The 14,936-nt window shown below is 39.1% G+C and carries 10 protein-coding genes; all 10 read right to left on the bottom strand.

The annotated features are described in order from the left end of the window. Positions 1–10: 10 nt before the first annotated feature. The 10 genes from RMY16_RS04035 to RMY16_RS04080 all read right to left on the bottom strand — a co-directional run bounded on the left by RMY16_RS04035 (position 11) and on the right by RMY16_RS04080 (position 14,776). Positions 11–1,276 carry a class I SAM-dependent methyltransferase gene (locus tag RMY16_RS04035; RefSeq protein WP_322735280.1) on the bottom strand — a complete coding sequence of 422 codons (1,266 nt, stop codon included), beginning with the start codon at positions 1,274–1,276 and terminating at the stop codon, positions 11–13. A gap of 17 nt (positions 1,277–1,293) precedes the next feature. After that, on the bottom strand, positions 1,294–2,322 hold the full coding sequence (locus RMY16_RS04040) for an SDR family oxidoreductase (protein ID WP_322735281.1): 1,029 nt from the start codon (positions 2,320–2,322) through the stop codon (positions 1,294–1,296). Between the two features lie 3 nt (positions 2,323–2,325). Beyond that, positions 2,326–4,884 carry a glycosyltransferase gene (locus RMY16_RS04045; RefSeq protein ID WP_322735282.1) on the bottom strand — a complete coding sequence of 853 codons (2,559 nt, stop codon included), beginning with the start codon at positions 4,882–4,884 and terminating at the stop codon, positions 2,326–2,328. Positions 4,885–4,932: 48 nt separating this feature from the next. After that, positions 4,933–6,933 (bottom strand): tetratricopeptide repeat protein, encoded by a 2,001-nt coding sequence (locus RMY16_RS04050; protein WP_322735283.1) that lies wholly within the window; start codon positions 6,931–6,933, stop codon positions 4,933–4,935. A gap of 525 nt (positions 6,934–7,458) precedes the next feature. Continuing rightward, positions 7,459–8,739 carry a calcium-binding protein gene (locus RMY16_RS04055; protein ID WP_322735284.1) on the bottom strand — a complete coding sequence of 427 codons (1,281 nt, stop codon included), beginning with the start codon at positions 8,737–8,739 and terminating at the stop codon, positions 7,459–7,461. Between the two features lie 108 nt (positions 8,740–8,847). Then, positions 8,848–9,018, bottom strand: coding sequence for a hypothetical protein (locus RMY16_RS04060; RefSeq protein WP_322735285.1), 171 nt, complete (start codon positions 9,016–9,018; stop codon positions 8,848–8,850). A gap of 6 nt (positions 9,019–9,024) precedes the next feature. Further along, entirely contained in the window at positions 9,025–10,287 is a 1,263-nt protein-coding gene (locus RMY16_RS04065) for a nif11-class peptide radical SAM maturase 3 (protein WP_322735286.1), read from the bottom strand. Between the two features lie 67 nt (positions 10,288–10,354). Then, a complete protein-coding gene (locus RMY16_RS04070) occupies positions 10,355–10,822 on the bottom strand; it encodes a Nif11-like leader peptide family RiPP precursor (RefSeq protein ID WP_322735287.1) in 468 nt (155 codons plus the stop codon). A gap of 72 nt (positions 10,823–10,894) precedes the next feature. Continuing rightward, complete coding sequence (locus RMY16_RS04075; RefSeq protein ID WP_322735288.1) at positions 10,895–13,987, bottom strand: tetratricopeptide repeat protein; 3,093 nt, start codon at positions 13,985–13,987, stop codon at positions 10,895–10,897. A gap of 540 nt (positions 13,988–14,527) precedes the next feature. Further along, positions 14,528–14,776 carry a hypothetical protein gene (locus tag RMY16_RS04080; protein WP_322735289.1) on the bottom strand — a complete coding sequence of 83 codons (249 nt, stop codon included), beginning with the start codon at positions 14,774–14,776 and terminating at the stop codon, positions 14,528–14,530. Positions 14,777–14,936: the final 160 nt, after the last annotated feature.

Below are 14,936 nucleotides of genomic sequence, written 5' to 3' on the forward strand. Positions count from 1 at the left end.
TACTAAATACTTAAGAGTAGACATTAACTTCAGGAATGGGTACAACAAATTGGCCTCCCCAATCCCGAATGTAAGCCATTTGTATCATAATTTCATTTTTCAGATTCCAGGGTAATATTAGTATATAGTCAGGTTTTGTTTCGGCAATTTTGTCTGGATGAAAAATCGGAATATGAGTTCCTGGTAAAAATTGACCCTGTTTATAAGGGTTACGGTCTACTGTATAGTCAAGAAAATCTGTGCGGATACCGCAATAGTTTAAGAGAGTATTTCCCTTACCTGGAGCACCGTAACCAACAATCGATTTTCCTTCTCGCTTAACTTTGATCAAAAAATCTAATAAGTTGCGTTTAGTTTCTTTAACTTGTTCTCCAAAGGAAAAATAGTATTCTAATTGCGTAAAACCAGCTGCTTCTTCTCTATTTTTCAGTTCTGATACTTGCTGAGTAACGGGTTTAGAAGAGTCTTCACTGTGGCGCGCATAAATTCTCAAAGAACCACCATGAGTAGTTAATTCTTCTACATCAAAAACTGTCAACCCGTGAGCAGCAAAAATCTTGTCTACGGTAAGAAAGGAAAAATAAGAGAAATGCTCATGGTAAATAGTATCAAACTGATTTTCCTCAATTAACCGCATCAAGTGGGGAAATTCCATAGTAATTACACCATGCGGTTTGAGGATAATTTTCATTCCCTTGACAAAATCATTCAGATATGGGGTGTGAGCAAGGACATTATTCCCTAGTAATAAATCTGCCTGTTTACCCTGAGCAACCTGTTCTTGCGCTGTTTTCTGTCCAAAAAATTTGACAATTGTAGGAATACCTTTTTTAATTGCTACCTCAGCAACATTTGCTGCTGGCTCTATTCCCAGTGCCGAGATGCTTTTGGCAACGAAGTATTGCAGCAAGTAGCCATCATTACTAGCAATTTCTATTACCTGACTTTCCTGGTTTAATTGGAAACGTTCTACTACCAAATCAACATATTTTTTGGCGTGTTGCAACCAGCTATCAGAGTAGGAAGAGAAATAAGCGTAGTCGCTAAAAATATTTTCTGGGCTAATGTATTCTTGGAGTTGAACTAAAAAACATTTTTCACAAACATAGACATGTAGAGGATAAAATGGCTCTACTTCATTGAGTTGTTTCAGACTGCGATAACTTTCGCAGGGAGGAGACATACCTAAATCTACAAAGGTATGCTGTAACCCTGTTCCACAAAATAGACAGTTACCAGTTATTAGTTGATTATTTGTTGATTTTAGTAAACTCATAACTTTATATGGAATTTTTAAACAGTCTGCCAGAAGAAATCTTGATTTATTTGCTGAGTGCGTATGAGGTATTCCAATTGTTTCAGGCGAGTAAAACCTCTCGACTCAAATGTTACTCTATCCATATCAATTTGCTGGAAGACATTATATAGTTGTTGGGCACCGCGCTGGGCATCCCATTCACATTTGAATCCTGGTAAATTTTGGTTAATTTTATTAAATAAAACCCGATAGCTGCGGTTGTCAGGATCGTGTTTACCAAAGCTCAATTGACAATCTTTAAAAACATCTGCAACTATTTGAGCAATTTGTTTGACTTGATAGTTGCTATTTGTATCACCGACATTGAAAATTTGGTTGTGAATTACATCACGCGGAGCTTCTAAGGTACAGATAATTGCTTTGCAGATATCTAATAGATGTACTAGGGGACGCCAAGGTGTACCGTCGCTGTTCATCTTGATTTCTTTAATTGTCCATGCCCAACCTGCTAGATTGTTTAAGACAATATCAAAGCGCATTCTTGGAGAAGCACCATAGGCTGTGGCATTTCGGAGAAAGGTGGGAGAAAAGCCATCATCAGCAAGGAGTTTCACATCCTGTTCGACAAGTGCTTTGCATTTGGCATAAGCTGTTTGGGGATTGATGGTAGACTCTTCGGTAACGTAGTCTTCAGTGGCAAAACCATAGACACTGCATGATGAAGTATAGACGAAGCGTTGGATTCGGGCTGCTTTCGCCAGTTTCGCTATATGTACTGAGCCTTTGTGGTTGATATCGTAAGTGATATCAGGGGCTAACTGACCTAAAGGGTCGTTAGAGAGTTCTGCCATGTGAACTACTGCTTCCACACCTTGCAGGTCTTCTGTTGTAATGTGGCGGATATCTTTATTGAGGGTTTTGGCAGTTACCTTGGTGCCGTTATATAGCCAACCTACTTTATAAAAGCCAGTATCTAAACCAATAACTTCATGACCTTGTTGGATCAAGAGGGGAGCTAATAATGAGCCGATATAACCTTCAGTTCCAGTTACAAGTATTTTCATATCCTATGGCGCGATCGCAATTTGTGAGGGTTTTAATTCAGTAGGAATATTGTTTTGGGTATGATTATTTACAGGCACTGGTAGGAACTTAGCAATGATTTCTTCTCGTAGGGGAGCAGCTTCATCTTGAGTCAACCAAACGAATAACTTTGCTACTGCTTGCGGGGAACTGTCAAGTTTGAGAATTTCTTGGAGCATACGTAAAGCTCCCATAACATTACCACTGTTCAGAGGAATCGCTGCACGTGTCAAACAATAATTGAAATTATGAGTACGAGCTTGGCTTGTAATATCTGTGCGATGTTCAGCAGGAAGATAACTCTCAGAAATTTCTATACACTGACGGATGGATGTCGCTAAAATACCGGATGATAAGTCATCACCTGTCTGTCTGTGGGAATGTATACGATAACGAGCCAAACTTTCTGGTTCGTACCACCAATCATAAGAAACAGTAATGCGTTTATAAAGTTCCCATTCAGGAGTGCAAACTAACTTTGGATAATAACCTCCTATTTTTTCATAAGTCAGGCGACGAATGACAACCGCAGGCATTTGTAACGGACATGTGACACCAATCTGCTGCAAAAAATTCCCACAGATACCTTTCTGGTTTCCAAACCAGGAAATCACTTCCCCTTTTTCAATTACTGTTCCTTTTTCATTGAAATATTCAAAATTTGCAAAAGCGCCTCCTACGGAATCTGGACACCCCTGAAGACTTTGCTGGAGTCGGTCATAAAAACCTGGAACCACACTATCATCATCATGCAGGATATGAATCCACTGACCGCGACTGAGGGAAATGCCTGCATTTTGATTTGGTAATACTCCAATATTTTGCTGATTGCGGTAGTAGCGGATTATTCCTCCCCCAATACTATTTACTAGATCGAACAACGGTGTTGTACTGGCATTATCCATTACTAGAATTTCCATCTGTTCTGGCCCAGTCCATTGCACCAAGACGCTAGCCAGACATTCAAGAAGATAATCGGTGCGGTTATATACCGGAATCACCACAGTCCAAAATGGTCGAGGTTTTTCTGGGTCTGTTACAGGTGGAATCATTGGAAACTGATAGTCGCCAACAGTAACCTCACCTTGAGGAATGGGGGGAGTAACGAGTATTTCTGGAGTGATGGCAGCATCAAAGTAAGCAGACACCGCTTTGGCGTAGTGAGGATTGAGTAAAGTTAATGCCTGACGATACACAGAAATCGCCTCTGCTCTCTTGTTTTGAGTTTGGTAAACCTGACTCAAACGAATGTAGATTTTCCAGTTTAAGGGATTGAGTTTTAGGGCTTGGCGATATGAGGCGATCGCTTCTTCCCACTGACCGACTTCTTGCAGGATGTTACTTAAGCTATAATATGCCTTTAGCAAATTTGGGTCAAGAGCGATCGCTTGACGATAGTAATTAATTGCTTCTTTGGAATTCCCTGCGATCATGCGGGAAAGTCCCAATTTTTGATTTAAATCTGCGTAGTGCGCTTGTTGATCTTTTGATAGTTTACCTTGCGCATTGAGGGCGTTGCCTAAGTTGATTTCTGCTTCAGCGCAGTTGGGCTGAAGTTCTAAAGCTTTTTGATAGCAAGTAACTGCTTCGTCAAACTTACCTTGTTGTTCCAAGGTATAACCCAAGTTATTATGTGTTGCTACTAGCTTTGACTCTAGAGATATAATATTAGGCAGAGAAGCGAAATCAAAATACAAGAGAAACTTTTGGTAAGGAATATTTTGAAAATTTTTATTTTCTTGTTTAAATTTTTGAGATAATAAAACTAATTCTTTATCTCTATTTTTTATCTCAATATCGTTCAGTTTTTCTAAAAGGTCGCCATCTAATTCTCTGCCGCCATTTCTCGAAAATGCGTTCTTTTTTAACCAATGTGTGTGCCAGAAAATAAAGCCTAAATAATAAGGTGTAATTCCTTTAAATTGAATCGCTTCACAGAATGGAATTTTTGCATTTTTATCGAAAATATTTTGTGGTGAAACTGTCCAATATGCCACATCTCCATCACCAGAAGCAAGACATTTTAAATTTGTGTAGTAGTTGGGATCGTCTGGACGTTGATATAAATTTACTCCAGAAAAAAATAAGGCCGTATTTTGCAGATGATTTTGCTTCAAATAATTATAAATAATTTTTAAGCGTTCAGGAATACCTACGCAATCCCCGTCGATATAAACGCAAATTTTATACCGCGTTTGACTGAGACCAAAATTAGAATAAAAAACGAAAGAATGAATGTTGTTTACATCCAACTCAACTTGTTCTTTTGTACAAAATGAATAGACGTGGGGTAAGTAATGAAAAGCCCGTATTTTCTGAGGATATTTTTGTGCAAAGGTCTCTATTATTTGGGGAGTGTTGTCCGTACACTGATGAAATACAATTACCAATTCATCTATATAATCAATCCAAGATTCTATCGTTGCTGCCAAAAATTCCTCTTCATTACGAACTCGCATCAAACCGCTGATCCCATCTTTTCGATTTTGTGGCTCAAAAGATAAAGTATTTATGGTAGGATGCTCAACCTGACTAATTGACATAGTTTTTAGTCCAAAACTAGAAAATTTTGCTTTTTCCTAAACAAGTCTTTATAAAGGAAGTGAGATCAATTTTGAGGCAATTTCATCACGCAGAGGAGCTGCTTCTTCTTGTGTTAACCACCGGAATAAGTTTGCGACTGCTTCAGGGCTACGATCTATTTTTAAAGCCTCTTCTAACCCTTGCCAAACTCCAGCTAGATTACCAGCCTGTAGGGGAATTATGGCTGATTCTAGACAATAAAGAAAATAATGACTCCGAGATTGGGCAGTAATCTGTGCCGAGTATTCAGTGGGAAAATAACTCTTGGAAATTTCAATTGCACGGCGGATGGATATCATCTGTTTCCCAGAGAGTAACAGTTCGCTGGTGACATTGTTAGCGTGTTGGCGGTAACGAGCTAAAATTTCTGGTTCATACCACCAATCGTAAACAGAGGCAATGCGTTTATAAACTTCCCAATCGCTTGTATAGGTCAGTTCAGGATGATATACGCCCAATTGTTCGTGCGCTTCTCGACGAATCACTACCGCAGGCATATTCAATAAGTTACTAACTCCAATAATTTGCAGCCAATTTTGGGCAATTCCTCGCTGCTCTCCATAGACTTGTTGGCTGAAAATTACTTCCCCTTTCTCGTTAATATTTTCATAACCTGTAAAAGCGGCTCCTACAGAATCTGAACACCCTTCTAGACTTTCTTCTAGGCGGGAATAAAAACCTGGGAGAATATAATCATCGTCGTGCAGTAAATGAATCCAATGACCGCGAGTAAGAGCAACTCCGGCATTCCAATTTCCTGGCAGACCGAGATTTTGTGGATTGCGATAGTAGTTGATTATTCCTTGTCCAATACTATTCACCACTTCAAATACTGGCGTTGTACTAGCATCGTCCATGACGATGATTTCCATCTGCTCTTCTCCTTGCCATTGGGTCAATACACTGACAAGGCATTCGAGTAGATAATCTATGCGGTTATATACAGTTACCACCACACTCCAAAAAGGACGCTTACCTGTATTTGCTACGGTTGGAATAGTCGGAAAGCTGTATTCCCCTACAATCACCTCCCCTTGGGGAATTGAGGGTGTGACTGGCACTTGTTGAGAAGTTTTAGTATCCTCACTAACAGCTAATGCTTTGGCATAGTGGGGATTAATTAACTTTAACCCTTGTCGATAAACAAAAACAGCTTTCTGATATTGATTGAGTTGTTGGTAAATTTTGCCTAAATTGAGGTATATTTGTCCATCGTTGGGATGAAGTTCCAAGAGTTTTTCATAGGATGCGATCGCCTCTTCTAATTCCCCTTGTTCTTGCAGTGCCAAAGCCAAGTTATAATGAGCTTCTAATAAATTTGGCTGTAGTGCGATCGCTTGCTTGTAACAAGTAATAGCATTTTTCAAATCCCCTGCTTTTTTGCGGGCAACACCCAATTTATTATTTAATTGTGCATAGTAGATTTGTTGATTGCTGGAAAGCTTACCTTGAGCGTGTAACGCATTGCCCAAATTAGTCTCTGCTTCTATAAAGTCTGGCTTTAACTCTAGAGCTTTTTGATAATAGTTAATTGCTTCTTCAAATAATCCTTGTTGTTGCAGAGTATAGCCCAAGTTGTTATAAATTGGTAGCGAATTAGGTAATAAAACTAAAGCTTGCCGATAAGCTTTCTCTGCTTGGGAAAACTGTTCTTGAACTAAATATAAATTACCTAAACTGAACCAAGTTTTAACAGAATTTGGTTGAACTTGTGAAGCCGCACTTAGCCACTGTTCAGCAGTTTGGAGTTGCCCCATCTGCTGCGCCAACATCCCTAAACCATATAAAGCTTCAGGGTTATTAGGTTGTTTTTCCAGAACTTGACTATATAGCTGTTCCGCCTCCAATAAACTATTCTCTCGTTGCTGTTGAACTGCTAGTTCGAGGATTTCAGCTACTTCTGTTTGGTCTAGACATTCAGCTTCATTCTTGCCACCTGACTGATGCTTTTGTACCGCAATTTGAATAAGAGATTTAGCTTTAGATTCTGAAATATTTGTAGTATTCATACCTATGTAGTATCTATAACTATAACTATATTTAGGTTGATATTAGATTGTTATAGATTAGTATAGCTTCAGAAGATAGATGATAACTATCAATAAATATTTTACTTGTTTTTACCTGTTAAGAAAGCAAGACTATTTTAATAAGATAAGAGAGAAGTTTTGTCAACAGTATGGGCGAGAAATAAGCCTTAAGTTAGTAATCAAAAATTACCAAATAAAGTAATTTCAGTGCGTACACCATAGGGGTTGCTGTTGGCAAAACCTCTCCCAGAAAAGGTATTGACATTTTATTGTGCAATCAGATTTTTTACTCGCCCGATTGCTTTGACTAAGATGCTTGTAAATCAGAGTTTGTTAGTGAATGAAACGAGCAATTAGCTTGCAATACGGTTCGGATAAGCATTTTTCACTTTCCTTATGATCTGGGGAATGGGTTTGCGGGTAAAGGGGAAAGGATGTATTCAAAACCTTTCCCCTTTCCCCTTTACCCTTTAACCGAACCGTATTGAATTAGCTTGAAGCAAATTATATTACCGAGCTGATATCACTTGCACTCACGTTTGAAAATAGTATGCTTTGTTGAGGATTATTACCGATAGACAAAGAATTACCGAGAGACAAAGAAGTACCGAGAGACAAAGAATTTAAGGTGAGAAGAGCGCCATCGCTGGTATCTGTGATGTTACCTCGACTTCCCCAGCCATCTAATACAAGCTTATCAACACCAACCTGGAAATCTTGAATGACATCCAATTCTTTTTTAAGTAAGGTATCGGTACGTTTGAAAGTAAATGTGTCATTACCTTCGCCACCAACTAAGACATCATTACCACTACCACCATAGAGTGTATCATTGCCTTTACCGCCATAAAGTGTATCATTGCCATCATCACCATTTAGCGAATCATTACCTTGACCGGCGTCGAGGTCATCATTACCTCTGTTTCCAGATAGCTTATCATCCCCCAAGCTGGCATAAAGTTTGTCTGCCCTAGTGGTTCCCGTCAGATTATCCTTCCGAATCGTGCCATAGATAACATCTGTACCCAGGTTGCCGATTAAAGTATCTCCTGCCAATTCAACAGAAGTAGTATTAATTTTGACTATAGTTAGGTTAGTATTACGCTTAAAATTCCGTTCATAAGTCCCAACAGCACTACCATTGAGAAACTCACTACCATTGTTGCCATCAACATCGGAGCTTTTATCGCGATCGTCAATCTTAACATTGCTACTACGACCAAAGGTTAGATCCCCGATTTTATCAGAGGAGATTAGTTTACCCTGGATACCAAAATAATCTAAAACTCTGGCCCTGTTAGGATTTGTAGTATCTAATACCAAAAAAGTGGTTGTAGACTGAGCCTTGTTATATTCAACGTCAGAATTTTCAATTTCTTTAGCTGCCAATTTTAAATCTGCTGAAAAATCAAAAGAGAAGCTTTCATTACGACCAACCGCAAAACTAGCAAGTACCTTTGCTTCGCTGTTAGAAGCACCTTCAAATTGACCACTTAATCCAACTACAGCAGCCTGAGTGAAAAGTGATGAAAAAGTTGGATCAAAACTTGCTTGAGCCTCAGCAATTGCAGCAGTTATGCCACCTTTAACTAATGTATCTGCCTGGGTAGCAGTTAAAATGCTTGCAGCACTTTCACTATAGTTAGAAAAAGTAGCATCCCCTTCAGCGGTAACAAAATTAGGACTAGGATCGGGCTTGGGATCAGGCCTATTATTGAGATTAGTTCTACCATTGAAAGAAAGTAACTTTTGAGGTGTCAGTCTTAGACTTATTCTTGATACCATAAAAAACCTGTGTTGATTTTGTTAGTTAACAAATTGGCTCGTAAACATTCGGGGAGTAATTCTCTCCTAATTTACGAGCTGAATCTCTCGATATCCCTAATGAACTTGTCAGCTTTTATCCAGGATTTGCTTTGCTTTTAACAGCGCTTTGAAATAGCTTAGTTGACTATTCCAAGCGGAACGTGGAAGTAGTGGGATTTTCTCTAATTCTTGAGATGGTGATGGCTCAAGGTCAGTTTTTTCCTCTGAAATTGTGTTAATTTCGGAATTTTCTGCCATGATTTATTATCTCACTAAAGAGTAATAAAATTCGGGTTCTTGTTGCCAACTTTCCGACCAATGAATGCTGTCAGCAGTAAAGTGTAATCGGTCGTTTGCTGGCAATAAAGTATTTGTAGGCTCGACAATTAGCTCAAATTCGCCATTATCAAATGGCAATCCTTGCGCCTTTACTTTGGGAACTACACGCTCTCTCATACCTTGTTTGGCATGAACAAGAGCGCGATGATGACAGTAAGGATTATTACCTCTTTTATTAAAGAAAACATGGGCTGTCCAACTGCAACCCCCACGACAAAGTTCAGCATATTCGCAGGTTTTACAGAAACCCCATAGGTGTTTTGTGCCTTCAGGTGTTCCTGCTCCTAGATTGAAGCGTAGTTCTTCTGCACCTTCGATAATATCATGCAAGGTATGTTCTCGAATATTACCACCTGTATAGGCAGTAGTCGGCAGTGAGGGACAACCTTTAATCGCTCCGTCAGCTTCAATTCCCAAAGTGGAAAGTCCTGCACCGCAACCTTGCCAAAATGAGAAGTCATCCTCCTTTCCCCGTCCCCGCAACAGTCGTTCATAAGGGCCGTAGTAACCAATGTTATTTCCCGCCTGAAGTTGCACACCTTCTTGATAAGCACGACGCGCTACACGGGCAAGCATGGGGTAAATATCTAACAGTTCATGGGGTTGGAGGAGGATATCTGCGTTATCGGCTGCATTCCCCATTGGGACAGTTAGCTGAACTTGCCAAGCACGGGCACCGACATCACGAATACACTCATAGATGCACGGAAACTCTGGTGCTGACAGGCGGTTAATTTGGGTGTTGCAACCAAAATAAATACCTACTTCTCGCAGATGACTCATGGTCTTAAATGCATATTTCCAAGAGCCTTTCTTTCCCCGCAGGCGGTCATGAGTTGCTTCCAAGCCATCAATAGAAACAGAGACGGTACGAATTCCCGCTTCTTTCATTTTGTGGGCAGTTTCTAACGAAATGCCATAGCCCCCCGTAGTCATACCACATAACATTCCCGCCTCGTTGATAGCTTTGGCAATTTCCAGCCAGTCTGGACGTAGAAAAGCTTCACCTCCAATGAGAGTAACTTCTTTAATTCCAACTTCTGCCATCTGCTTGACGAGATTCAAAGCTTCTTCTGGGGAAAGTTCGTTGGCGCGCTGATGTCCTGCACGGGAACCACAGTGACTACAAGCTAGATTGCACTTTAAGGTAATTTCCCAAACTGCGTAGCTTTTGCGGTGATATGTCATAGGTTAACTCTCAATCTCAACCCTCAAAATAAACTAACGCATTCTATTTTTTCGTCGTTTTATCGGGTTATTGTACTTCTGTTGAACTAACAACTACTCCATATATCGCTTGTACAGGTGGGTCTATTGCTTGACAAGGAAGCGGCCATGGCTTTGGAAGTGGTCTAGGAATGAATTTAATTGGTTTAATTGGTGGTTTTCCAAAGTTTTCAGGAGGTGAAAGTACAACATCACGTAATTTTGGCTGAGTGATTAATGGTGGCTTAATGACTGGTGGATTGATGCTTATTGTAAGCCCGCCAAATGCTCCCACTAATTCTTCTTCACTGAGGTCATCAAACTGACCTAGTTCTTTTAATTCCAAGATTTTAATGGAGGCTGTTTCAAATTCTTCTTTAGAAAAATTATAGCCACTTTCTTCCATGACTTTTACCACTTCCTCAATCTTATCACTCATCAATTGAGTGTAAAAAGCTTCGTCTTTGACTAGTCTGATTATGAACTCTTTAACTTTCTCGAAAATTGTTAATAACATAAATTTTACCCCCTTAATTTGAAAGTTGAAGTTTAGATTGATGAAAACTGACGATCGCATCAAATAACCCGTTTAGCTTGAAACTTTTAGTGAGTCAACTTGTGTAACTTTTTGTTGCTGAGTTTGGTAAATCTCTCCTAATTTGATGTTGGCTTCCTCGTGTTGGGGATTGAACTCCAAAGCTTTTTGATAGCAAGCAATCGCTTCTTCTAGCTTTCCTTGTGCTTGCAGTACCACCCCCAAGTTATAATGGGCTTCTACCAAATCAGGCTGTATTGCGATCGCAGTTCGATAGTAAACAACAGCAGTTTGCCAATCAGCTGCTTCTTGGTGGGCAAAGCCCATCTGATAATTCAATTCTGCATAATAGGCTTGTTTCTCTGGTGAAAGCTGACCTTGAGCAAACAGCGCATTCGCTAAATTGATTTCTGCTTCTATACAGTTGGGTTGAAATTCCAGAGCTTTTTGATAAGATGCGATCGCATCCTCCCACTTATCTTGTTGTTGCAAGGTATAGCCCAAATTGTTGTATATTGTCCCTGCATCTGGTCGCAACGCAATCGCTTTTCGGTAAGCGGCTTCAGCTTCTGGTAACTGTCCTTGGCCTTGCAGCAAATTGCCTAAACTAAACCAAATTTTCACCGAGTTAGGCTGAACTTGCGAAGCTGCACTCAAATGCTTCTCGGCTTCCTGCAACTCACCTTTCTGCTGTGCCAGCATCCCTAAACCGTATAATGCTTCTGAATAGTCTGGTTGTTTTTCTATCACCTGACGATATAGCTGTTCGGCTGTATCTAGGCGATTAGCTCGATGATCTTGAAGTGCAAGTTGATAGAGTTCAGCAACTTCTTCGGCGTTAAATTGTCTTGGTTTATTAACCAGTTGCAAAATAAAATCTTCCAGCGCTCTGACTGGCTTTAAATCGCCATATAATTTATGTTTATTTTCTGCAACTTGCTGGGAAATATATTGCCGATATTGAGCATCTTTCCCTAGACGGATGGCAATTTGGACGTATTCTGATTTATTTGAAGCGATCGTCTCTTGTATACCCATCATCTGCAAAATTGCCAGAGAATGCCGCGATCGCATCAGTTCTCCTGGTAAAGTTACAACCGGAATATTATGAGCAATAGATTCGAGCGTGGAGTTACATCCAGACCAACCAATACTATCTAAGAAGACATCTGCTAAAGCTGTAGTTCCAGCAAACTTCCTGTCATGGAGGAAAGACAAAAACAAGCAGTGATTTTGATAATCTAATCCTAATGCTGCAAAAGCATGATTTAAGCGCTGGCGAAATCTTTCTGTTATTTCTTCACTTTTGCTTTTAATAAACACAAACTTAGAATTACTTAACTCTTTAGCAATAGAGGGGAAAACATCATCATGATTGGGCAAATATTTATATAACGACTGACAACACCAGAAGAAAATATCATCGTCTTTTAAACCTATATCTGATTTCTTAATTTCTTCGGGTGGAATTGCTAAAGGGATGTAATGAATAGATAGATTAGGTAATCTAACTAATTTTTCTGTATAATGTTCTTGAGCATTTTCTGGTTCCATTAAGTCACTGCTCAAGTAATAGTCAATTGTCGGGAGTCCACTAGTCTCAGGGTGTCCCCAAGATGTCATTTGAATTGGTGCTAATCTCAGACAACCCAGTTTGAGCGTCATTGGGTCCATCCCAAATTCTGGGAATATCAGAATATGTAATTTATCTTTTGTGATTACCTCACACCATTGTTCAGTTGAGCGAACACCTTGGACAAATTTATCAAAAGCCTTGGTGGCACTTATTGTTGAATAATCTGTTTTGTCTCCGGTGTAATAACCAAATAATTCAAACTCGCTTCGATCTATATTTTCTACCCAACCTTTAATCGGGATTTTCCAATTAGAATGACTAGATAAAAACCCAGAAACAATACCAATACGAACCTTTTGATTTTTATCTAAATTTGGCAGAACAAGCGGCTGGCAATCTTGGGGATACCGACTCGACATAATCTGGAAAATCATTTTCCCATAAATTTGCTGTAAATCTCGGTCATTTAAACCTTGATATGTCAAATAAAAAGGTTGAAATGCTCCCACAGCCTCAGATGCTTTGGCCCGTTCTTCCTGATTAGTTAATTCATAATATTTAGCTAAATCTTGCAAATACTGTTGATACTGATTTCGTCTGAATGCAATTTCATCAACATTAGAATAGATAACTGGTAGTTGGCTCATACAAGCACCAAATTTAGCCAGATCATAGTTTGGTGTTAATTTGACTGCTTGCTCAAATGCCTGGATTGCCGCTTCTATTTGGTTATCATCTCTCAATGCTGTTCCCAAGTTGCTATATATGTAATCAATATCAGGTCGAATTTTAATCGCTTTTTGATAGGATTCTATGGCAGCATCAAATTTATTTTGCGCCCTGAAAATATTTCCCAAGTTGTTGTAGGTGATTGCAAAATCAGGTTGAATGCTTAAAGTTTTTTCATAAGCTTCTATTGCTTCTGCAAATTTTCCTTTTTCCTGGAAAAGATACCCTAAGTTGTGATAGGCGTAATGATAGTCTGGTTTAATTTTTAGTGCTTCTTGGTAAGAATCGATGGCATCATTCAATCGCCCTTGTTTTTGGAGTACCTCTCCTAAATTAGTATGAGATGATACCAAATCTGGCTGCAATGCAATAGCTTGGCGATAATATAATTCTGCTATCTTGAAATCGCCTGCCTGTTGCCTAGCTAAAGCAAACTGCTCATTCAACTCTGCGTAGTGGATTTGTTCTTCTGGTGACAGCTTACCTTGAATGTGAAGAATATTTTTGATATTAATTTGTACTTCTATGCTATCAGGGAGAATTAAGAGTGCTTTTTCATAACAGGCGATCGCTTCTTCTAGCTTACCCTGTTGTTGCAGACTAAATCCCAAGCTGTTATGTATTGACCCTGCTTCAGGTTGTAATTGCAAGGCTGCTTGAAAAAATTGTTCTGCATTTTGATATTGTTCCCGTTGCTGCGCCAGCAGACCTAATCCATATAATGCCTCTGACTGCTGGGGATCTAAATCTATAATTTGACGATAAATCTCTTCGGCTTGGGTGAAGCGCTTGGTTTGGTGATATTGACTTGCGAGTTGGAGAGCATCAGGAATTGTGGTCACGTCGCTTTGCTCCAAATTCAAAATTAACAATCGCCATAAATAAACTCAGGAGCTTATATCCTTTTATTTATGGACTATAATCTATACAATCTTTTTTATTTAAAATGTCTTTTGTTCCAATATCTGCAAGGAACTCAAGCTTTTGAAACTTATAACTGATATCGATTGATATCATGTCTGCTTGGTTACTTCTTAAACTGAAATTAACAGAAATTTTACTCTTCTCTACCTTTGGGGGGTCTACGAGAAGCTTAAGGCTATGGTAAAATTTTGCTCTTATGACTATTAGCCCAGAGTTTTAATTCAGGGCGGGCAAACAACACAGACTGCAAGCTGGGTTGAGGATTAAATGTGGTAAGTTGTAAAATTTTATTGCAGAAACATTTTTTTAAGACCAAAAGATGTATTTTTGGTAAAAGCCGAAGGCTCAAATGAGCAAAGAGCCTTCGGCATTTATCAATATACTAAGCTTTCGAGCGTAACTCTACTTGCAGAAGTTCATACTTTTTGTAAGTAGAGTTTAATTATTACTACTTGTTACTACTTGGAAGCAGTAGAAGCATAGCTTGAGGATGTAGCAGTAGCACTGTTAGGAGTAACGGTAGCGTTAGTAAAGGTTACAGCTATGTTGTTAACGCCGCCACTTGCTGAAGCATCTGCATCTGCTTGTGCAATGCTAATGAAGGATGGTTTTTTGATTACAGGTGGCTTTTTGACAGGTGGCTTCTTAGTACCACCAATAATTTCTTCAGAGGTAATTTCCAAGTAGTTCAGATCAGAAATGATCATTTGAGTTCTCCTAAAATTTGTAACTGTTGTTGGGAATATTTGGTCTAACCAACTTGTTTCGGTTGGCTATACATCTAATATACTTTATTCTTCAAAAAAGTCAATGCTTTTTTGAAGAATTTGTGATTAAAAAAACTAATGTATTTATATTGGTAAGTCA

The sequence above is a fragment of the Nostoc sp. DedQUE12b genome (genome assembly GCF_034530835.1).
Lineage (GTDB): Bacteria > Cyanobacteriota > Cyanobacteriia > Cyanobacteriales > Nostocaceae > Nostoc.

Coding starts and splice junctions, on each gene's coding strand:
- RMY16_RS04080 (WP_322735289.1), bottom strand. CDS start 14,776: ATGATCATTTCTGATCTGAACTACTTGGAAATTACCTCTGAAGAAATT.
- RMY16_RS04035 (WP_322735280.1), bottom strand. CDS start 1,276: ATGAGTTTACTAAAATCAACAAATAATCAACTAATAACTGGTAACTGT.
- RMY16_RS04040 (WP_322735281.1), bottom strand. CDS start 2,322: ATGAAAATACTTGTAACTGGAACTGAAGGTTATATCGGCTCATTATTA.
- RMY16_RS04055 (WP_322735284.1), bottom strand. CDS start 8,739: ATGGTATCAAGAATAAGTCTAAGACTGACACCTCAAAAGTTACTTTCT.
- RMY16_RS04060 (WP_322735285.1), bottom strand. CDS start 9,018: ATGGCAGAAAATTCCGAAATTAACACAATTTCAGAGGAAAAAACTGAC.
- RMY16_RS04050 (WP_322735283.1), bottom strand. CDS start 6,933: ATGAATACTACAAATATTTCAGAATCTAAAGCTAAATCTCTTATTCAA.
- RMY16_RS04045 (WP_322735282.1), bottom strand. CDS start 4,884: ATGTCAATTAGTCAGGTTGAGCATCCTACCATAAATACTTTATCTTTT.
- RMY16_RS04065 (WP_322735286.1), bottom strand. CDS start 10,287: ATGACATATCACCGCAAAAGCTACGCAGTTTGGGAAATTACCTTAAAG.
- RMY16_RS04070 (WP_322735287.1), bottom strand. CDS start 10,822: ATGTTATTAACAATTTTCGAGAAAGTTAAAGAGTTCATAATCAGACTA.